16 protein-coding genes are annotated in these 20,549 nt (G+C 70.4%); 6 read left to right on the forward strand and 10 right to left on the reverse strand.

All coding sequences use genetic code 11. From position 1 onward, the window contains the following. Nucleotides 1-26 precede the first annotated feature (26 nt). Nucleotides 27-5,015 carry an ATP-dependent helicase gene (locus ACFYO2_RS42365; RefSeq protein ID WP_388360819.1) on the reverse strand — a complete coding sequence of 1,663 codons (4,989 nt, stop codon included), beginning with the start codon at nt 5,013-5,015 and terminating at the stop codon, nt 27-29. Between the two features lie 365 nt (nt 5,016-5,380). Next, on the reverse strand, nt 5,381-6,325 hold the full coding sequence (locus ACFYO2_RS42370; RefSeq protein ID WP_388360822.1) for a hypothetical protein: 945 nt from the start codon (nt 6,323-6,325) through the stop codon (nt 5,381-5,383). 80 nt (nt 6,326-6,405) lie between these two features. Between ACFYO2_RS42370 and ACFYO2_RS42375 the strand changes: the two genes are divergently transcribed. From ACFYO2_RS42375 to recX, 4 genes are all read left to right on the forward strand, one after another. Next, nucleotides 6,406-6,600: a DUF3046 domain-containing protein gene (locus ACFYO2_RS42375; RefSeq protein WP_388360825.1), complete on the forward strand. Its 195-nt coding sequence runs from the start codon at nt 6,406-6,408 to the stop codon at nt 6,598-6,600. A 124-nt stretch (nt 6,601-6,724) separates the two neighbouring features. Further along, nucleotides 6,725-7,981, forward strand: a complete 1,257-nt coding sequence (locus ACFYO2_RS42380; protein ID WP_388360827.1) for an AI-2E family transporter — start codon at nt 6,725-6,727, stop codon at nt 7,979-7,981. Between the two features lie 412 nt (nt 7,982-8,393). Beyond that, nucleotides 8,394-9,530 carry a recombinase RecA gene (gene recA / locus ACFYO2_RS42385; protein WP_388360829.1) on the forward strand — a complete coding sequence of 379 codons (1,137 nt, stop codon included), beginning with the start codon at nt 8,394-8,396 and terminating at the stop codon, nt 9,528-9,530. 3 nt (nt 9,531-9,533) lie between these two features. Further along, nucleotides 9,534-10,433: a recombination regulator RecX gene (gene recX / locus ACFYO2_RS42390; protein WP_388360832.1), complete on the forward strand. Its 900-nt coding sequence runs from the start codon at nt 9,534-9,536 to the stop codon at nt 10,431-10,433. Between the two features lie 547 nt (nt 10,434-10,980). Here the strand turns inward: recX and ACFYO2_RS42395 are convergent. The 7 genes from ACFYO2_RS42395 to ACFYO2_RS42425 all read right to left on the reverse strand — a co-directional run bounded on the left by ACFYO2_RS42395 (nt 10,981) and on the right by ACFYO2_RS42425 (nt 16,978). Further along, nucleotides 10,981-11,523 (reverse strand): cysteine dioxygenase, encoded by a 543-nt coding sequence (locus tag ACFYO2_RS42395; RefSeq protein ID WP_388360835.1) that lies wholly within the window; start codon nt 11,521-11,523, stop codon nt 10,981-10,983. Nucleotides 11,524-11,605: 82 nt separating this feature from the next. Beyond that, the gene (locus tag ACFYO2_RS42400; RefSeq protein ID WP_388360837.1) at nt 11,606-11,773 is read right to left on the reverse strand and encodes a putative leader peptide; all 168 of its coding nucleotides are present in this window, start codon (nt 11,771-11,773) and stop codon (nt 11,606-11,608) included. A 1-nt stretch (nt 11,774) separates the two neighbouring features. Continuing rightward, on the reverse strand, nt 11,775-13,403 hold the full coding sequence (locus ACFYO2_RS42405) for an FAD-dependent monooxygenase (RefSeq protein WP_388360840.1): 1,629 nt from the start codon (nt 13,401-13,403) through the stop codon (nt 11,775-11,777). 177 nt (nt 13,404-13,580) lie between these two features. Further along, complete coding sequence (locus tag ACFYO2_RS42410) at nt 13,581-14,501, reverse strand: amino acid ABC transporter permease (RefSeq protein ID WP_388360842.1); 921 nt, start codon at nt 14,499-14,501, stop codon at nt 13,581-13,583. After that, nucleotides 14,498-15,166 (reverse strand): amino acid ABC transporter permease, encoded by a 669-nt coding sequence (locus tag ACFYO2_RS42415; protein ID WP_388360845.1) that lies wholly within the window; start codon nt 15,164-15,166, stop codon nt 14,498-14,500. The genes ACFYO2_RS42410 and ACFYO2_RS42415 overlap by 4 nt, the downstream gene beginning before the upstream one ends. 99 nt (nt 15,167-15,265) lie before the next feature. Next, nucleotides 15,266-16,111, reverse strand: a complete 846-nt coding sequence (locus tag ACFYO2_RS42420; RefSeq protein WP_388360848.1) for a glutamate ABC transporter substrate-binding protein — start codon at nt 16,109-16,111, stop codon at nt 15,266-15,268. A gap of 90 nt (nt 16,112-16,201) precedes the next feature. Further along, a complete protein-coding gene (locus tag ACFYO2_RS42425; RefSeq protein ID WP_388360851.1) occupies nt 16,202-16,978 on the reverse strand; it encodes an amino acid ABC transporter ATP-binding protein in 777 nt (258 codons plus the stop codon). 287 nt (nt 16,979-17,265) lie between these two features. On the opposite strand from ACFYO2_RS42425, the gene ACFYO2_RS42430 reads away from it, so the two are divergent. After that, complete coding sequence (locus ACFYO2_RS42430; RefSeq protein WP_388360854.1) at nt 17,266-17,952, forward strand: response regulator transcription factor; 687 nt, start codon at nt 17,266-17,268, stop codon at nt 17,950-17,952. Nucleotides 17,953-17,961: 9 nt separating this feature from the next. Further along, on the forward strand, nt 17,962-19,353 hold the full coding sequence (locus tag ACFYO2_RS42435) for a sensor histidine kinase (protein ID WP_388360857.1): 1,392 nt from the start codon (nt 17,962-17,964) through the stop codon (nt 19,351-19,353). Between the two features lie 154 nt (nt 19,354-19,507). Here ACFYO2_RS42435 and ACFYO2_RS42440 read toward each other — a convergent pair whose 3' ends face one another. Continuing rightward, nucleotides 19,508-20,497, reverse strand: coding sequence for a TAXI family TRAP transporter solute-binding subunit (locus ACFYO2_RS42440; protein WP_388360860.1), 990 nt, complete (start codon nt 20,495-20,497; stop codon nt 19,508-19,510). Between the last annotated feature and the right edge of the window lie 52 nt (nt 20,498-20,549).

The raw sequence follows: 20,549 nt of genomic DNA on the forward strand, positions 1-20,549 counted from the left end.
GCGGGCCGGGGGTGCGGCATTGTGGTTCATGCGCGTAGTCGCAGGCCGCGTGGCGTGGCGATGAAGCCCGCTCCTTCCAGGAGGGTGCCGATGGGGGATGTCAGGGCCGAGGCTCCGTTGACACGTTCGACGGTGACGGTGCCGAGGGAGCCTGCCTTGGCCGCGGTGGCGAGGGCCTGTGCCGCGGCTTGGAGACGTGGGTCGTCGGTGGCAGTGCCGGACGGCTCGGAGGGCCAGGCCAGCAGGGTCTTACCGCCCCGCTCCATGTACAGCGTCAGCTCGCCGTCGACCAGAACCACCAGGGAGCCTGCCTTCCGGCCCGGCTTGTGGCCGGCGTCGGTCGGGGGATCCGGCCAGGGAAGAGCCGCGCCGTACGCGTTCGCGGGGTCGGCGGCGGCGAGGACGACGGCTCCGGAGTCGGGACCGCGGCGGGTCGAGGAGGGGGAGGCGTATGGGCCGTATGCGGGGCCGGTCGGTGGGGGGAAGTCGCGGGGGGAGGTCCACTCGCTCCGCGAGGTGGGGGCGGGGAAGGGCGGCCAGTCGTCTGTGAGGCCGGGGTCGAAGGCGTGGGCACCTTGGTCTGTGTGGCCGTCGGCTTGGTCTGCGTGGCCGTCGGCCGGGTTCGGTCCGTCTGTCGTGTGGGGGGCCGGTGACGCGAACGGGTCGGGTGCGAAGTCGGTGGGCGAATGGAAGGGGGGCGGCGCGAAGGGGGTGTGGGGGCCGAAGCCGTCCTGAGTGCCGTTGCCGCGGGGCGGCGGTGGCAGGGTTTCGCCCCGGTCGCGGGCGTTGGCCACCGCGCGGAGGCGGTCGACCGCGCCGTCCATGGCGAACTGGGCGGCGCCGAGTCCCTCCACCACGTAACCGCGTCGTGCCTGGCCGTTGTCCTCGAAGGCGGACAGGATGCGGTACACCGCGGAGAAGCCGCCTTCGACGCCCTCCGCGGAAACCGCTCCCCGGGTCACCACGCCGTGCCGGTCGAGGAGGACGCGGGCCAGGGCGTGGGCGCGCACGGTGGGGTCGGCATCGCGGTCCGGGAGCAGTGACCAGCGGCCGGCGACGGTCGGCGGGCCGGTGCGTGACGCGGGGCGTGCGGCGGCCGTGAGAGAGCCGTAGCGCCCGCGCGGGACGGTGCGCTTGGCGCGGTGGGCCGTGGAACCGGCGGTGCGGCCCGAGCCCAGGAGGGAGCGCATGGGGGCGAGCGTGTCGTTCGTGAGCCGTCCGGACCAGGCCAGGTCCCATACGGCGTCGGCCAGTTGGGGATCGGTGGCCTCGGGATGGGTGGTGGCGCGGACCTGGTCGGCGATTTGGCGGAAGAACAGGCCATAGCCGCCGGACAGGGCGTCCAGGACGGACTGATGGAGCGCCGTCAGCTCAAGGGGATGGGGTGGCGGGAGGAGCAGGGGGGCCGCGTCCGCGATGTACAGGCAGACCCAGCCGTCCTTCCCAGGGAGGGCTCCCGCGCCGGCCCAGACGATCTCGCCGGCCGCGGTGAGTTCGTCCAGCATGGCGGGCGTGTAGTTGGCGACGCGGGAGGGGAGGACGAGCTTCTCCAGGGCGGACGCGGGAACGGACGCGCCCTGCAACTGCTCGACGGCACGCACCAGTCCGTCGATGCCCCGCAGGCCGTGGCCCTTGCCGATGTGCTGCCACTGGGGGAGGAACTGGGCCAGCGCGGGCGGCGGCACCGGTTCCAGTTCGTGGCGCAGGGCGGCGAGAGAGCGGCGGCGGAGGCGGCGCAGGACGGTGGCGTCGCACCACTCCTGACCGATCCCGGCCGGGTGGAACTCGCCCTGTACGACCCTGCCCGTCGCCGCGAGCCGCTGGAGGGCGCCCTCGGTGACCGCCACGCCCAGGCCGAAGCGGGCCGCCGCGGTGGCCGACGTGAACGGGCCGTGGGTGCGGGCATAGCGCGCGAGGAGGTCGCCCAGCGGGTCCTTGACGGGCTCCATGAAGGCTTCGGGGACGCCTACCGGCAGTGCCGTGCCGAGCGCGTCGCGCAGGCGGCCCGCGTCCTCGATCGCCGCCCAGTGGTCGGTGCCGGCGACACGGACCCGGATGGCGCGGCGGGTGGCGGCCAGCTCCTGGGCCCACTGGGGTTCGGCACCCCGCTGGGCCAGCTCGGCCCCGGTGAGCGGGCCGAGCAGGCGCAGCAGGTCGGCGACGCCCTCGACATCCTTGACGCGGCGGTCCTCGGTGAGCCACTGGAGTTCTTGTTCCAGCTCGGTCAGTACCTCGGCGTCGAGCAGTTCACGCAGTTCCGCCTGGCCGAGGAGTTCGGCCAGCAGACGCGAGTCCAGGGAGAGGGCGGCGGCGCGGCGCTCGGCGAGCGGGGAGTCTCCCTCGTACAGGAACTGGGCGACGTATCCGAAGAGGAGGGAGCGGGCGAAGGGGGAGGGCTCGGGGGTGGTGACCTCGACGAGGCGCACCTTGCGGGACTCCAGGTCACCCATCAGCTCGACGAGGCCAGGGACGTCGAAGACGTCCTGGAGGCACTCGCGGACGGCTTCTAGGACGATCGGGAACGAGCCGAACTCGCTGGCCACCTGGAGCAGTTGAGAGGCACGCTGGCGCTGCTGCCAGAGCGGAGTGCGCTTGCCCGGGTTGCGGCGTGGGAGCAGGAGTGCGCGGGCGGCGCACTCCCGGAAGCGGGACGCGAACAGGGCCGAACTGCCCACCTGGTCGGTGACGATCTGTTCGACCTCGCCCTTGTCGAAGACGACGTCCGCAGCGCCGACGGGGGCTTGGTCCGCGTCGTACTCGGTGCCGGTCTTTGTCGGTTCCTGGTCGAGCAGGTCCAGGCCCATGAGGTCGGCGTCGGGCAGCCGCAGGACGATGCCGTCGTCGGCGTGCATGACCTGTGCGTCCATGCCGTACCGCTCGGAGAGTTTGGTGCCGAGGGCGAGGGCCCAGGGGGCGTGTACCTGGGCGCCGAAGGGGGAGTGCACGACAACCCGCCAGTCGCCCAACTCGTCGCGGAAGCGCTCCACGACGATCGTGCGGTCGTCCGGGATGTGGCCGCAGGCCTCGCGCTGCTCGTCCAGGTAGGACAGCACGTTGTCCGCGGCCCAGGCGTCCAGGCCCGCGGCGAGGAGGCGTAGGCGGGCATCCTCCTCGGTGAGGGACCCGACCTCGCGCAGGAACGCGCCCACCGCGCGGCCCAGCTCGAGCGGGCGGCCCAGTTGGTCGCCCTTCCAGAAGGGGAGCCTGCCCGGCACGCCCGGCGCGGGGGAGACCAGGACACGGTCGCGGGTGATGTCTTCGATGCGCCAGGAGCTGGTGCCGAGCGTGAAGACGTCGCCGACCCGGGACTCGTAGACCATCTCCTCGTCCAGCTCGCCGACCCGGCCGCCGCCCTTCTTGGGGTCGGAACCGGCGAGGAAGACCCCGAAGAGGCCGCGGTCCGGGATCGTGCCGCCGGAGGTGACGGCGAGGCGCTGGGCGCCCGGACGGCCTGTGATCGTGCCGGCGACTCGATCCCAGACCACGCGCGGGCGCAGTTCCGCGAAGGCGTCGGACGGGTAGCGGCCGGCGAGCATGTCGAGGACGGCCGTGAAGGCGGATTCGGGAAGTGAGGCGAAGGGGGCGGCGCGGCGGACCATCGCGAGGAGGTCGTCGAGCTGCCAGGTGTCCATCGCGGTCATCGCCACGAGTTGCTGGGCGAGGACGTCCAGCGGGTTGGCGGGGACTTTAAGAGACTCGATGGAGCCGGTGCGCATACGTTCGGTGACGACTGCCGCCTGGACCAGGTCGCCGCGGTACTTGGGGAAGACCACACCGGTGGAGACCGCGCCGACCTGGTGGCCCGCGCGGCCGACGCGCTGGAGGCCGGAGGCGACGGAGGGTGGGGATTCGACCTGGATGACGAGGTCGACCGCGCCCATGTCGATGCCGAGTTCGAGGCTGGAGGTGGCCACCACGGCGGGGAGGCGGCCTGCTTTGAGATCCTCTTCGACCAAGGCGCGCTGCTCCTTGGAGACCGAGCCGTGGTGGGCTCGGGCGATGACCGGGGGTGCGCCCTGGGCCGCGCCTGAGCCGCCCATGAGTTCGGCGGGGGCGTGGTGCTCGTCCAGGGGTTCGCCGGTGGCTCGCTCGTAGGCGATCTCGTTGAGCCTGTTGCAGAGGCGCTCTGCGAGGCGGCGGGAGTTGGCGAACACGATCGTGGAGCGGTGGGCCTGGACCAGGTCGGTGATGCGCTCCTCTACGTGCGGCCAGATCGACGGGCGTTCCGCGCCCTCCGAGCCGTCGGCGACCGGGGAGCCGCCGAGCTCGCCCAGGTCCTCGACCGGGACGACGACCGAGAGGTCGAACTCCTTGCCGGACTTCGGCTGGACGATCTCCACCTTGCGGCGGGGGGAGAGGTAGCGGGCGACCTCGTCGACGGGGCGGACCGTGGCCGAGAGGCCGATACGGCGGGCCGGTTTCGGCAGGATCTCGTCCAGGCGCTCCAGGGAGACGGCGAGGTGCGCGCCTCGCTTGGTGCCGGCGACTGCGTGGACCTCGTCGAGGATCACCGTCTCGATGCCGGTCAGGGCGTCGCGGGTGGCCGACGTCAGCATCAGGAACAATGATTCCGGGGTGGTGATCAGGATGTCAGGGGGGCGGGTGGACAGGGCACGGCGCTCGGCGGCCGGTGTGTCGCCGGAGCGGATGCCGACCTTGACCTCAGGTTCGGGCAGGCCCAGGCGGACGCACTCCTGGCGGATGCCGGTCAGGGGGCTGCGGAGGTTGCGCTCCACGTCCACGGCGAGGGCTTTGAGCGGCGAGACGTACAGGACCCGGCAGCGCTTCCTGGGGTCGGCGGGTGGGGGTGTGGCGGCGAGCTGGTCCAGGGCGGCGAGGAAGGCGGCCAGGGTCTTGCCGGAGCCGGTGGGGGCTACGACCAGCACGTCCGAGCCCTCTGCGATGGCCTGCCACGCGCCTGCCTGGGCGGCGGTGGGCGCGTCGAAGGCGCCCGTGAACCAGCCGCGGGTCGCGGGGGAGAAGGCTTTTAGGGCCTCGTGTGCGGAGCTGACCATGTGTCCATCCTGCACCCGGGGACTGACAATGTGTTCTGACCTGCGGTAATGGTGCGCTGGAGCTTGGGTTGGGTGCCTGCGGTGCGGCCTGTGGGGGTGCGCGTTGCGGGAGAGGGGGCTGCTGGGGGTGTCCGCTGGTCTGTGCGTACCGAGGCGGCCGTCGTGGCGGGGTGCTGGTGACCGCGGGGGTGCGGCGATGGGCGGGTGAGCCGACGCCCGGCGGTGCCTTCAAGGTCTCCTGGGTGAGGTGTCGCGTCACTACTCATGACAAAGAGGCAGCCGTGCGACGCGGGCGGGCCGAGGAGGAGGCGTCGCTGATCGAGATGGTGGATCTTCTGCTCCGCCTCGACGGGCCCGCCGGAGACTCAGCTCAGGGGACGGCCGTACGCCCGCAAAGCGCGCAGCGCATCGAGCGTCACCAGTGGGCGCGCCTCCAGGGCTGGGCCCGGCGCCCATTGGCGCCAGCGGATCGGCCAGCCGCCGTCCTCCTGCTGTTCGTCCGCGAGGAAGTCCAGCGAACGGGCCATCTCGTCGTCCGTGAACCATCCGCGCGCGAGGGAGGTCGGCGTCTTCGCGTAGTCGTGCGGGAAGTGGTGCTCCCCGGGGGCGTAGCCCGGCGCGACCGGGTACGCGTCGAGACGATCGGGGTCCAGGGCCGCGAGCCGGTGTTCGCGTACCAGACGGCCCAGACGATCGGCGACCGCCTCCGCGCGCGGGCGGTCGGGAGCGGAGTCCAGGAAGGCGACGGCGGCCTGGACCTCGTACGGGTGGGACTGCTCCAGGGACTCGACCGCCTGCCAGCAGAAGTCCGTTGCCCGGAACAGCCAGGCATGCCAGACCTCGTTGCGGTGCAGGAGGCCCACCACCGGGCCGGTGGCGAGGAGTTCGCTCGGCGGGTCGTCCAGGACCGGGATGAAGGGGGCCGCCGGATAGCCGCGCTGGCCGGGGTGGATCGCCGGCAGTGCGCCGTCCGGTGTGGTCACGGAGGTCAGATACCGGCACGCGCGCTCCACGCGCTGTCCGCCGCAGCGCCCGATCGCGTCCAGGACCCGTAGGGCGTGAGCGGTGTGCAGCGGCTGGCTGACCGGGCCCCGCAGATCGGGTTCCAGCGCGTGTCCGTAGCCGCCGTCCTCGTTGCGGTAGGCGTCCAGCGCCGTCTCCACCGGGTCGGCGCTTCCTTTCAGGAAGTGGTACGCGAAAAGGCGCTGCTCCAGCACGCGCGCGGTGAGCCAGACGAAGTGCTCGGCGCGCGCGAGCGGGGAGTGCGCCGCGGGCGTCGGGGGGAGTGGGGAAGCTCCTGTTTCGGCCATGCGTCAGACCGTAGGGCGGAAAGCGGTCTCGGCACGCGGTCCCGGCTCAGGCCCACCCTCAGGGGCGGGATACTGGAGTCATGCGGTTGACGGTCTTCTGGGAGCGGATGACGGATCACTTCGGTCCGGGCTACGCCGACACCTTCGCGCGCGACCATGTGATGGCGGAGCTCGGCGGGCGCACGGTGCACCAGGCGCTGGACGCCGGCTGGGACGCCAAGGATGTGTGGCGGGTCGTCTGCACCGTCATGAACGTTCCGTGGGAGAAGCACTGACCTGTCATGAACGGTCGAGGGGAAACATCGCTCGGTCATGAAACTGCTGCCCGGGAAGCACTGATCGGTCACGAAGATCGCACGACGGCAGCCGATTGTCAGCCGCGTGGGTGAGACTTGCACCGTGGCACCCACTGACGAGACCGGCCAGGTCACCCCGCACGCATCCCCGTTCGGCACGACGCCGCCGGGCCGGCCCCCGGCCGCCGGCGCCGCCGGGCCGAACGCCCGCATGCCGCGCTGGCTGCCGCGCGCCATGGTGCTCGCGCTCGCCCTCATCGCCGTCTTCCAACTGGGCAGTTGGGCCTTCCACCAGCTCACCGGCCTGCTGATCAACATCCTCATCGCGTTCTTCCTGGCCCTGGCCATCGAGCCCGCGGTGAGCTGGATGGCCTCGCGGGGCATGCGCAGGGGGCTGGCGACCGGCCTTGTCTTCCTTGGCGTGATGATCGCCTCGGCGGGCTTCGTGACGCTGCTCGGCTCCATGCTGGCGGGTCAGATCATCAAGATCGTCGAGGACTTCCCGCAGTACCTCGACTCCGTCATCAACTGGGTCAACGCGCACTTCAACACCGAGCTGAAACGGGTGGACGTCCAGGAGGGCCTGCTCCGCTCCGACTGGCTGCGCAACTACGTGCAGAACAGTGCCACCGGCGTCCTGGACGTGTCCGCCCAGGTCCTCGGCGGGCTCTTCCAACTCCTGACGATCACGCTGTTCTCGTTCTACTTCGCCGCCGACGGCCCGCGTCTGCGTCGCGCGATCTGCTCCGTGCTCCCGCCCGCCAAGCAGGCCGAGGTGCTGCGCGCGTGGGAGATCGCCGTGAACAAGACCGGCGGCTACATCTACTCGCGCGGCCTGATGGCCCTCATCTCCGGAGTCGCGCACTACATCCTGCTGCAGGCGCTGAACGTGCCGTACGCGCCCGTGCTCGCCGTGTGGGTGGGGCTGGTCTCGCAGTTCATCCCCACGATCGGTACGTATCTCGCGGGTGCTCTGCCCATGCTGATCGCCTTCACGGTCGACCCCTGGTACGCGCTGTGGGTGCTGATCTTCGTCGTGGTCTACCAGCAGTTCGAGAACTACGTGCTGCAGCCCAAGCTGACCTCGAAGACCGTCGACATCCACCCGGCGGTCGCGTTCGGCTCCGTCGTCGCCGGCACCGCCCTCCTCGGAGCTGTCGGCGCGCTGATCGCCATCCCGGCTGTCGCCACGCTGCAGGCATTCCTCGGTGCGTACGTGAAGCGATACGTCGTCACGGACGACCCTCGGGTCCACGGGCACCGGAGACGTGGGGCCGGAGGCGGTCCGCTCGGGCGCTTGCGCGCGTTGTGGGCGCGGCGGCCGGGGGCGGAGGACTCCGCCGCCGACGGCTCCTCGTGAGCGCAGGACCAGGACGACGTGCGGTCGAGGCCGTGTACGTCCCGGGTTCGATGCGGGGCGATGAACCCGACCGCCGAGGACCCACCTTTCAGGACCCTGAGGATCACCCTTCGGGGACTTGTCCATCTTTCGGCAGATTCCTGAGGATCGGCCGGAGGGGCACTTCACGGCCGTCCGGCAGTGGGCCCCCAGACGTAGTCTCGGAGGTGCCGCGTGGTGCGCTTGACACAAAAATCGAACATGCATTCTGATTAGGGCTCCGGCGGGACTGTCGGCGGGCGTTTCGGCACGGTTTTGAGGGAGAAGTGCCCGAGTTATCCACAGGCCGGACGGGCGTCGGGGCCCATTGTCAGTGGCAGGCGTTAGCGTCTTTGACGTGAAGCGATCGACTCAAGCAAATCGGGTGGAACCCATGGCAGGAACCGACCGCGAGAAGGCGCTGGACGCCGCGCTCGCACAGATTGAACGGCAATTCGGCAAGGGCGCGGTGATGCGCCTGGGCGAGCGGCCGAACGAGCCCATCGAGGTCATCCCCACCGGGTCGACCGCACTCGACGTCGCCCTCGGGGTCGGAGGCCTGCCCCGCGGCCGTGTCGTGGAGGTGTACGGCCCGGAGTCCTCCGGCAAGACGACCCTGACCCTGCACGCCGTGGCCAACGCTCAGAAGGCCGGCGGCCAGGTGGCGTTCGTGGACGCGGAGCACGCCCTCGACCCCGAGTACGCGAAGAAGCTCGGCGTCGACATCGACAACCTGATCCTGTCCCAGCCGGACAACGGCGAGCAGGCCCTGGAGATCGTGGACATGCTGGTCCGCTCCGGCGCCCTCGACCTCATCGTCATCGACTCCGTCGCCGCGCTGGTCCCGCGAGCGGAGATCGAGGGCGAGATGGGTGACAGTCACGTCGGTCTGCAGGCCCGTCTGATGAGCCAGGCCCTGCGGAAGATCACCAGCGCGCTCAACCAGTCCAAGACCACCGCGATCTTCATCAACCAGCTCCGCGAGAAGATCGGCGTGATGTTCGGCTCGCCGGAGACCACGACCGGTGGCCGCGCGCTGAAGTTCTACGCCTCGGTGCGGCTCGACATCCGACGTATCGAGACGCTGAAGGACGGCACCGACGCCGTCGGCAACCGTACCCGCGTCAAGGTTGTCAAGAACAAGTGCGCTCCGCCCTTCAAGCAGGCCGAGTTCGACATCCTCTACGGGCAGGGCATCAGCCGCGAGGGCGGCCTGATCGACATGGGCGTGGAAAACGGCTTCGTCCGCAAGGCCGGCGCCTGGTACACGTACGAGGGCGACCAGCTCGGGCAGGGCAAGGAGAACGCGCGCAACTTCCTGAAGGACAACCCCGACCTGGCCAACGAGATCGAGAAGAAGATCAAGGACAAGCTGGGCGTCGGGGTCCGGCCCGAGAAGCCGGCCGCCGAGCCGGGTGCGGACGCCGTGGTCTCCGCCGCCGCCACCACCGACGACGCCGCGAAGACGGTGCCCGCTCCGGCGGCGGCAAAGGCAGCCAAGACCAAGGCCGCGGCGGCGGCCAAGAGCTGATCCGTGACACGGCGAACCGACTGGGCCGAGTACGCCGCCCACCCGGACCCCCCGCGTGAGTGGAGCGATGTGGGCGATGGGGGATTCGTCGGCATGAGCGGCGGTGACGCGGTCCATGACGTGGACGGGGACTACGCCCGCACGGCGTCGTACGGCACGAGGGGGTCGTACGACGACGAGCCGGGCGGTGGACAGTGGCCGGATGGGCCTGGTGGTCCGGATGGGCCGGACAGCGGCGGTTCCTCTGCGTTCGGCGCGGATTCGCCTTCGGGCGGCTCGCGTCGGAGCGGTGGAGCACGGAGCGCGGGTGGCTCACGCGGGCGCCGTCGGCGCGGCCGCGCCGAGTCGTCCGGTGAAGACGGAGGCGCCTTCTCGTCGAGGGCCGAGAAAGGGCAGCCCCCGGGGGACCCGGTCGAGCAGGCGCGGGCGATCTGTCTGCGCCTGCTCACCGGAACCCCGCGCACGCGGAAGCAACTCGCGGACGCCCTGCGCAAGCGGGAGATCCCGGATGACGCCGCCGAGGAGGTGCTGTCGAGGTTCGAGGAGGTGGGGCTGATCAACGACAGCGCGTTCGCGGACGCCTGGGTGGAGTCCCGGCACCACGGACGGGGGCTGGCCCGGCGCGCGCTCGTCCAGGAACTGCGGACCAAGGGCGTCGACCCCACCCTGATCGACGCGGCCGTCGCGCAGCTCGACTCCGAACAGGAGGAGACGACCGCACGCGAACTCGTCGCCCGCAAGCTGCGCTCCACTCGCGGCCTCGACCGCGACAAACGACTGCGCCGCCTCGCCGGCATGCTCGCCCGCAAGGGCTACCCGGAGGGCATGGCTCTGCGGGTGGTGCGTCAGGCGCTGGAGGAGGAAGGCGAGGACACGGAGTTCCTCGGAGACGAGGGAGTCTGAGTACGGGGGCCCGAGGGGCGAGCGGTTCCGAAATGGTGAACGCGGTGGTGTGACTGAACGCGGTGCTGCCGCTCAGTGGCCCGGACGCGGTGGACGCGCGGGGGCGCCCATCGAGTTCGAGAGAGGGGTGCGGTGCTGGAGGCACCGCCGGTCACGGCGCTTGGCCTTGACGCCGTGTCCACCGACGTCACCTCTCACCAGGCCCTCTCCGGTGTCGTCCGCCGTATCGTCGTCCGAGCTGTGGCGCCGGGCCCGCCTCGCTTGCCGTGGCGGCCTCGCCTGCGGCTCGCTGGTCGTCCAGACGCCCGCCTCGGAGTGGTTTCCACCAACCGAGAAGGCAGCTGCCGCGGATCAGGCCGTCCCGCTCGCGCAGGCCGTGCCGGGGACGCCCACCAGCAGCGCGTCCCCTGCCAAGCCGGTGTGTCGTACGCCTCCTGCGGTTAGACCCGCTCGAAGCCCCCGCGCACTCGCTCCAGCAACTCTTCGACACCGTCGGCAGGAACCGGCGGTTCGTCGGCCTCGCCCACTTCCAGACCAACCGCACCGCTCACTGCCAGTCCTCCGGGCGCTCCACCTGCTCCAGTCGCAGGATCGGCCCGCTGCGGCTGTAGCGGCGGATCTGCGGCAGGGGCGGGTAGTAGGCGTGGACGGAGATCGCGTGGTGTTCGGTCGACTCGTTGAGGACCTCGTGGACGTGGTGGCGGCCGAAGGCGCGGCCCTGTCCGGCCGAAAGGCGGCGCTCCCGGTCCACGTCCTCGGTCAGTTCCAGCGTCTTCCAGCCGTCGGTGGGCAGCCGTGCGGCGAGCGAGTTCTCCTTGAGCTCACCGGACGCGGTCAGGAAGGCGCCGACCGACTCGGCGTGGTCGTGCCAGCCGGTGCCGGTGCCGGGCGGCCAGCCGATCAGCCAGGCCTCGCTGCCACCCGGCCCTTCCAGCCGCACCCAGGTGCGGCCCTCCGGGTCGAGCGGAAGCGAGTCGATCAGCTCGGCGTCGGCGGCCGTACGCCGTACGAAGTCGAGGAGGTCCGCCTGCGTCGGCACGGAAACAGCGGAAGCGGAGGGGACAGCAGTAGAGACAGGGGAGACAGACACGGGCACCGTCCTGAAGAGCGTTCGCGTGAAGCGCGCGTCAACGCGGAAGCGGAGCGCGCCAAGAGAGAGGAGGAATGCGAATTCAGAAGGACGGGCGACACATGCAGCCCGCGTAGCGGACGAGGTCCACATGGACCTTCCGCCACAGGTGCACACAGGTGTCGGTCACGATCCGGAGTACACCATGGCGGTCCGGGCCGGTCAACTCACTGTCACTATGTGGACCCACAGTGACAGTGACCACAGACACGTCAACGGGATCCGGCGCCCGCCCCGGCTTCCGCCTCCGCCCGCGTCGGCCCGCCCAGCGCCGCCTCGGCCGCCGCGTACAGGTCGGCCGGTCGGACCCCGGTCAGCGCCGTGACGAGGTGACCGTCGGGTCGGACGAGCAGGACGGTGTGCGGGGCCGCGCCCGGGTACTCCTCTGCGACCAGCAGCTCGGCGGGGTTCGGCAGTGCGGTCACCGCCGCCGCCAGCCGGGGCATGATCCCGGCGGTCACCCAGTGCTTGCGCTCCCACACGCCGGTGCCCGGCGCGATCAGCACGACGAGCAGCACGCCGCGACCCAGGCGATCCCGTAGTTGTACGAAGGTGCCGTCCTCCGCCGTCACCCGCACATCGGTGACCGGCGCGCCGGGCGCCGTGTCGACGAGGGCCTCTCCTTCGAGGTGCCGCGGCGCGAGCGGCGAGTTGGCGTACGCCCCCGGCGCACCGAGCGGGCCGCGCCCCAAGTGACCGTCGGCAACCAGCGCGTCATGGCCGCGGGCCGAACCGGGGACGTACACGCGCAGCCCTCCACCCCCGCGCAGCAGCGGCAGGGCCTGGTCGGCGGCGCGCAGCCGGGCGGCGACGACCGAGCGCCGTTCCGCCTGGTAGCTGTCGAGCAGCGCCTCGTGCGGCCCGTGGTGCCAGGCCAGCGCGAGCTTCCAGGCGAGATTGTCGGCATCCTTGAGCCCTTCCTCGACGCCCTGGGTGCCGAGCGCGCCGAGCAGGTGTGCCGCGTCCCCGGCGAGGAAGACACGCCCCGCGCGCCAGCGGCGGGCCAGCCGGTGGTGGACGATGTGGACGCCGGTGTCCAGGAGTTCGTACGACGGTGTCGAGCCGCCCGTCCAGCCGGCCAGGGTCTCCCGGACGCGGGCTACGAGCAGTTCCGGCGTGACCAGGTCCTTGCCCGGCGGCAGCAGCCAGTCGAGGCGCCACACGCCGTCCGGCAGGGGGCGCCCGGTGATCTCGCCGGCCGAGGGGCCGGTCGTGCGCCAGGGCGGCGTCCGGTGGAGCAACGCCTGGTCGGGCCAGGGGAGTTCCGTGCGCAGGGCTGCCACCGCGTGACGTTCCACCGCCGTCCGGCCTGGGAAGCGGATGTCGTGGAGCTTGCGCACCGTCGAGCGCGGGCCGTCGCAGCCGACCAGGTAACTGCCGCGCCACCAGGTGCCCTTGGGGCCGCGAGTGTGGGCGGTGACGCCGGAGGCTTCCTGTTCGACGCCGTCGAGGCGGCTGTCCACGGCGATCTTGACGAGGCTCTCGCCGGCGAGGGCGGCGCGCAGGGCGCCGGTCAGCACGTGCTGGGCGATGTGCAAGGGGGCGGGACCGGCCTCGCCCCCCGCGTCGATGTCGTCCCCGAACGTGACCTCGCGCATCACCTGCTTGCGCCGCATCGACCGCCATCCGGCCCAGTGGACGCCGGCGCCGGCGAGCGGCACGCCGGTCAGCCTTTCCATGAGGGCCGCGGTGTCCTCGCGCAGCACAACGGTGCGAGCCAGGCGCGGTTCGTCCTTGCCCGGCCCCTCGTCGAGCACGACGGACGGCACTTCCTGACGGGCCAGCGCCAGGGCGAGCGTAAGCCCCACGGGCCCCGCGCCGACGATGATCACCGGTTCCACGGCGCGGCGCCCCCTGCCCGCAGCGGTGTCGCGAGAGACCTAGGTGAACAGGAAGTTGGAGCAGGGTGCACGATCACAGAACGTATGCAACCCATTGCCGAAGCTTGCGTCAAGTGACGGAGGGCAGTGGCGATCATGCCGCTGCCCTCCGTGTTGCTCAGGTCACCTGACTGGTTGTCAGAAGCCCCCGCCGCCGCCGCCGGTGTTTTCACCGGTTCCGAAGGCACCGCGCACCGCCGCGGGGTTGACCTCCACCGTGTCCTCGCCGAGGACTGCCCCCGTGCTCTTCTTGCTGCGTCGCAGCCTGCCCTCGAGCCAGCTCGCGAAGCTGGTGAGGGTGAAGTTCACGACGATGTAGATGACCGCCACCACGATGAAGCTGGGGACCACGGTGGCGTAGTTGGCCGCCAGCGTCTGGCGCGAGTTGAGCAGCTCGGTGAAGCCCAGCATCACACCGCCCAGCGCGGTGTCCTTCACGATGACGACGAGCTGGCTGACGATGGCCGGCAGCATGGCCGTGACGGCCTGCGGCAGCAGAACGCTGGTCATCGTCTGCCCCTTGCGCAGACCGACCGCCATGGCGGCCTCCGTCTGCCCCTTGGGGAGGGAGAGGATGCCCGCCCGCACGATCTCGGCGAGGACGGACGCGTTGTAGAGCACCAGGCCGGTGACGACTGCGTACATGGGCCGCTGCTCGCTGCTGATGTCCGTGGAGCGGACGTACAACTCGTTGGCGAACAGCATGAGCAGCAGGACGGGGATCGCCCGGAAGAACTCGACCACCGTGCCGGCCGAAGCCCGCACCCACCGATGGTCCGAGAGACGCGCGATGCCGAAGACCGCGCCCAGCGGCAGGGCGATCACCATGGCGAGCGCCGCGGCCTTCATCGTGTCGGCGAGGCCCGGCAGCAGATACGTCGTCCAGGCCTCCGACTGGGTGAACGGCTTCCACAGGGCCCACTTCAGCTGGCCCTTGTCGTCCATCGTCCGCCAGATCCACCACAGGAGCAGGGCCAGCAGGACGAAGAAGACCACGGAGAAGAGCACGTTGCGCCGTTTGGCGCGAGGGCCGGGAGCGTCGTAGAGAACGGAGGTCATCGCTTCACCGCCAGTCGCTTGCTCAGCCAGCCGAGGATGAGGCCGGTGGGCAGGGTCAGTACCACGAACCCGAGAGCGAACACCGCGCCGATGGCCAGCGTCTGTGCCTCGTTCTCGATCATTTCCTTCATCAGGAGGGCGGCTTCCGCCACGCCGATCGCGGCCGCCACGGTCGTGTTCTTGGTCAGCGCGATCAGCACGTTGGCCAGCGGTCCGATGACCGAACGGAAGGCCTGGGGCAGGATGATGTGCCCCAGGATCTGGCTGAAGGTCAGGCCGATGGCGCGGGCCGCCTCGGCCTGTCCGACGGGCACGGTGTTGATGCCGGAGCGGATCGCCTCGCAGACGAACGCGGCGGTGTAGACGACGAAGCCGAGGATGGCCAGCCGGAAGCTCTGGGCGTCGAAGTCGTCGGCGGCGCCCATCGTCATGCCGAAGATGTCGGAGAGACCGAGTGAGGTGAAGACGATGATGACGGTCAGCGGGATGTTCCGGACGATGTTCACATAGGCGGTGCCGAACCCGCGCATGAGCGGGACCGGGCTGACCCGCATCGCGGCCAGCAGGGTGCCCCAGACCAGGGAGCCGAGGGCGGAGATGAGGGTGAGTTTCACCGTCATCCAGAACGCCCCTAGGACGTCGTAACCTTCAAGAAAGTCGAACACGATCTCCCGCGCTTCCGGGTGTGTGGCGTACGTGGACGGCGCGGCGCGCCGCCGCCGTGATCGCGTGGGCTGCGGCGCGCCGGTGGAATCCCTGCGGCGCTACTTGACGATGTTGCCGATCTTCGGCGCGGGCTCGTTCTTGTAGTTGGCCGGACCGAAGTTGTCCGTGACCGCCTTCTCCCAGGCGCCGTCGCTGACCATCTTCTCCAGGGCACTGTTGATCTTGTTCACGGTCGCGGTGTCGCCCTTCTTGACGCCGATGCCGTAGTTCTCGTTGCTCAGCTTGAGGCCGGCGAGCTTGAACTGGCCCTTGTACTGGTCCTGCGCGGCGAAGCCCGCGAGGATCGAGTCGTCGGTGGTCACCGCGTCCACGGCGCCGCTCTGCAGGCCGGCGATGCACTCCGAGTAGCCGCCGTACTGCTTCAGCTGGGCCTTCGGGGCGATGGTGTCATGGACGTTCTGCGCCGAAGTGGAGCCGGTCACGGAGCACAGCTTCTTGCCGTTGAGGTCCGTGGCCTTGGTGATGTCCGAGTCGGCCTTGACCAGCAGGTCCTGGTGGGCCAGCAGGTACGGGCCGGCGAAGTCGACCTTCTGCTTGCGCTCGTCGGTGATCGAGTAGGTGGCCGCGATGAACTTCACGTCGCCACGGGCCAGCGCGTTCTCGCGGTCGGCGCTCTTGGTCTCGACGAACTCGATCTGGTCGGGCTTGTAGCCGAGCTCCTTGGCCACGTACGTCGCCACGTCGACATCGAAGCCGGAGAAGGAGCCGTCGGGCTTCTTCAGGCCCAGACCGGGCTGGTCGTACTTGATGCCGACCTTGATCGTGGAGCCGCCACTCGAGCCCGAGCCGCTGTCGCCGTCACCGTCGTCGCTGCCACAGGCGGTGGCAGTCAGGGCGAGGACGAGCGCGGTGGCCGCCGCGGCGGAGACCTTGCGGAGCTTCATGGTGAACATCCTTTGTGTGGTGAGGAGAATGCCGTCGTTGCGGGTGACACAGGCCTTGAGTGATCCGGGCGCGTCGTCGGTGCGGATTCGTCAGTGGTGCAGGATCTTCGACAGGAAGTCCTTGGCGCGGTCGCTGCGCGGGTTGCTGAAGAACTGATCCGGCACAGCTTCTTCGACGATCCGACCGTCCGCCATGAACACCACTCGGTTGGCGGCCGAACGGGCGAAGCCCATCTCATGCGTGACGACGATCATGGTCATGCCGTCGCGGGCGAGCTGCTGCATGACCTCCAGCACCTCGTTGATCATCTCCGGGTCGAGAGCCGACGTGGGCTCGTCGAAGAGCATGACCTTCGGATCCATGGCCAGGGCGCGCGCGATCGCGACGCGCTGCTGCTGGCCGCCGGAGAGCTGTGCGGGGTACTTGTCGGCCTGGTTGGCGACGCCCACCCGGTCGAGCAGCTGGCGGGCCTTCTCCGCCGCCACGTTCTTGTCTGCCCGGCGGACCTTGATCTGGCCGAGCATCACGTTCTCGAGCACGGTCTTGTGCGCGAACAGGTTGAAGGACTGGAAGACCATTCCGACGTCTGCGCGCAGCCGGGCCAGCGCCTTGCCCTCCTGGGGCAGGGGCTTGCCGTCGATGGCGATAGTGCCGGAGTCGATCGTCTCCAGGCGGTTGATGGCGCGGCACAGGGTGGACTTGCCGGATCCGGAGGGTCCGATGACCACGACAACCTCGCCGCGGGCGATCGTCAGATCGATGTCCTGGAGAACGTGCAACGCGCCGAAATGCTTGTTGACGCTCTTCAGGACGACCAGTTCTCCGGTCGCGGCCACATCGTCCTTGGCCACCGATACTTCGGTCATCGCTTTAAGGCTCCGTCCTCCTCGGTTTCGGAGGACAGTAGTAACCACTCGCGACCAGCGTCATTACATCTGAGGTGAATCTGAGCATCACGATCCGATAGCAATCGGACACGTGTCGTAGCACTTGCGAGCTGGTCGCGTATCGGCCGGGTAACGGAAGCGGCGCGCAACCGGAACCCTCTTGACGCCGTCCTCTTCCATCAGCGTGACTGCCATGTGCACGCGCGCGCGTGCACACGTTTTTTACACATCCTGATCGTACGTCCGATGAACCGAAGGGGGCCCGGATGAGACTGCTCCTCGTCGAGGACGACAACCATGTGGCAGCCGCCCTGTCCGCGGTCCTCGCGAGGCACGGTTTCGACGTCACGCACGCCCGCAGCGGCGAGGAGGCCCTGCAGGCCCTCGTCCCGGAATGCGACGGCTTCGGAGTCGTCCTCCTCGACCTCGGGCTTCCGGACCAGGACGGCTACGAGGTCTGCGGCAAGATCCGCAAGCGCACCAGCACCCCGGTGATCATGGTGACCGCGCGCTCCGACGTACGCTCCCGCATCCACGGTCTCAACCTCGGCGCCGACGACTACGTCGTGAAGCCGTACGACACCGGGGAGCTGCTGGCCCGCATCCACGCCGTCGCCCGGCGCACCGCCCACGACGACGTCCCGGGGGCGAGTGAGACCGGCCTGCGCCTCGGCCCGGTCCACATCGAACTGCCCACGCGCCAGGTCAGCGTGGACGGTTCGGTCGTCCAGCTGACCCGCAAGGAGTTCGACCTCCTCGCCCTGCTGGCCCAGCGCCCCGGGGTGGTCTTCCGCCGTGAGCAGATCATCAGTGAGGTGTGGCGCACCAGCTGGGAGGGGACCGGGCGCACTCTTGAGGTGCACGTCGCGTCCCTGCGCGCCAAGCTGCGCATGCCGGCGCTCATCGAGACCGTACGCGGCGTGGGCTACCGGCTCGTCGCCCCGGGCGCGTAGCGGGCCCGGGTGCGCACACGTCTGCTTCCGCTGCTCATCGTCCTGATGGCGGCCGTCCTGCTCGCCCTCGGTATCCCGCTCGCCATCAGCGTGGCCGCGGCCCAGCAGCAGAAGGTCGTCGTCGACCGGATCGACGACACCGCCCGCTTCGCCGCCCTGGCCCAGTACGTCACCGACCCGCCCGGCGAGGCGAACGAGCGCAAGGACACGCTGGGCATCGAACTCGCCAGCTACTACGACGTCTACGGCATCCGGGCGGGCGTCTTCTACCGCAACGCCACCCCCATGGCCAAGGCGCCGCCGGTCTTCGTCCTCCCCGAGGAGGGCGAGGTCCGCCAAGCGTTCGACGAGGCGCTGCTCAGTCGGCGCAGCCACGATCCGAAGCAGGTGTGGCCCTGGCAGCGCCACCGCCTGGTCGTCGCCTCGCCGGTCATCCGGGACGGCGACGTCGTCGCGGTCGTCGTCACCGACTCGCCGACCGGGCCGATGCGTTCGCGGATCCTGCACGGCTGGCTGGTCATCGGCGCGGGCGAGGTCGCCGCGATGCTGCTGGCCGTGGGCGCCGCGCTCCGGCTCACCGGCTGGGTCCTCAGGCCCGTACGCGTCCTGGACGCCACCACGCACGCGATCACGAGCGGGGCCATGAAGTCCAGGGTCGCGGTTGCCGGCGGACCTCCGGAACTCAGGCGCCTGGCCCGGTCGTTCAACGAGATGGCGGACAACGTCGAGGACGTCCTGGAGCAGCAGCGCGCCTTCGTCGCCGACGCCTCGCACCAGCTGCGCAACCCCCTCGCGGCGCTGCTGCTGCGCATCGAACTGCTCGCCTTCGAACTCCCGGAGGGCAACCAGGAGATCGCCTCCGTCCAGGCCGAGGGCAAGCGCCTGGCCCAGGTCCTGGACGACCTGCTCGACCTGGCCCTGGCCGAGCACACCGAGGCGGATCTCCGGGTCACCGACATCGGCGCCCTGACCGCCGAGCGCGTCGCGGCCTGGACACCGACCGCCGAGGCCAAGGGCGTACGGCTGGTGGGCACCTGTCCGCCCACCACCGCCTGGGCCGACCCGGTCACGCTGTCCAGCGCTCTGGACGCGGTGATCGACAACGCGGTGAAGTTCACGCCGAAGGACGAGAGCGTCGAGGTCACGGTCGCCGCCGACGGCGACACCTCCACCGTCGTGGTCACCGACGACGGCCCGGGGCTGACCGACGAGGAACTCGCCCGCGTCGGCGACCGCTTCTGGCGCAGCGGCCGCCACCAGAACATCAAGGGCTCCGGCCTCGGGCTGTCCATCTCCCGCGCCCTGCTAGCCGCGGGCGGCGGCTCGATCATCTACGACCACCACCAGCCGCACGGGCTGAAGGTGACGGTACGGGTGCCGCGATCGGGTCCGGCTGCGTGAGGTTCGGTACCGCGTGTACGGCGGGTGGCCGAGGGCTCGCTGCGTGCCTGCGCGGGGTGTGCACCGGGTCTCACGGTGAGTCTTCCCGCGCCGGCCGACGAGACGTTCGTACGGCGTCTGCGCGAGGTTTCGCACGACGTGCGCCGGGCGTCGGCTACGGCTTGACCGAGCGGTAGTAGCGGCGGGCGCCTTCGTGCAGGGCCAGCGGGTCCGTATAGATCGCCGTGCGTACGTCGACCAGTTGGGCGGAGTGGACGTGGGCGCCGATGCCGTCCCGGCTCTTGAGCACGGTCCGGGTCAGCCACTCGGTGAGCCGCGGGTCCATGTCCGTGCGTGTCATCAACAGGTTGGACACCGCGATCGTCGCCACCGTGGCCCCCTTCTGGATGGGCGGATAGGCCGACTCCGGCATGTTCGTGGCGCGGTAGTAGCGGGACGCGCCGCCCTGTTCGTGCAGCTTGGCGACGAGGTCGGTGCCGATCGGCACGAACCGGAAGGCGTACGTGGCGGACAGCTTCTCCAATCCCGCGGTCGGCAGCCCGCTCGACCAGAAGAACGCGTCCATCTCGCCCCGCTTGAGCCGGTCCGGGCCGGTGTCGATCCCGTCGGACAACGGCGTGATGTCCTTCTTGGCGTCGATGCCGGCCGCCTTGAGCACCCGGTTGGCGATCAGCCGCACACCCGAGTGGGGCAGCCCTATGGCCACGCGCTTGCCCTTCAGGTCCGCGACGGACTCGACGTCCGAGTCGCGCGGGACGACGAGCTGTACGTAGTCGTCGTACAGGCGGGCGACACCGCGCAGCCGGTCGGCGCCGGGGCCGGTGTACGTCGCAACGGCGTCGGCCGCCGCGATGGTGAAGTCCGCCTTGCCGGTGGCCACGCTCGTGACGTTCTCCTGAGAGCCGTCACTGGTCAGCAGCCGCACCTTCAGGTTCGGCATGTCCTTGTCGAGCTCGGCGCGAAGCAACCGCCCGTACTCCTGGTAGACGCCGGCTTTCGTCCCCGTGCTGAACGTGATCGTCCCGCTCGGTGGCGCCTCGCCCAGGGGCAGCAGCCACCACAGCAGCAGCCCGAACGCGACCAACCCGGCGGCCGTGCTCTGCAGGGCCCGGCGCCTGCCGATACGGGGGAGCACTCTGGACATGCGGGCGATCCTGCCAGTCGGGGCGCGGTGCTGACCAGGGGCGGCGGCTCAG

The sequence above is a fragment of the Streptomyces sp. NPDC006602 genome, from assembly GCF_042870385.1.
Classification (GTDB): domain Bacteria; phylum Actinomycetota; class Actinomycetes; order Streptomycetales; family Streptomycetaceae; genus Streptomyces.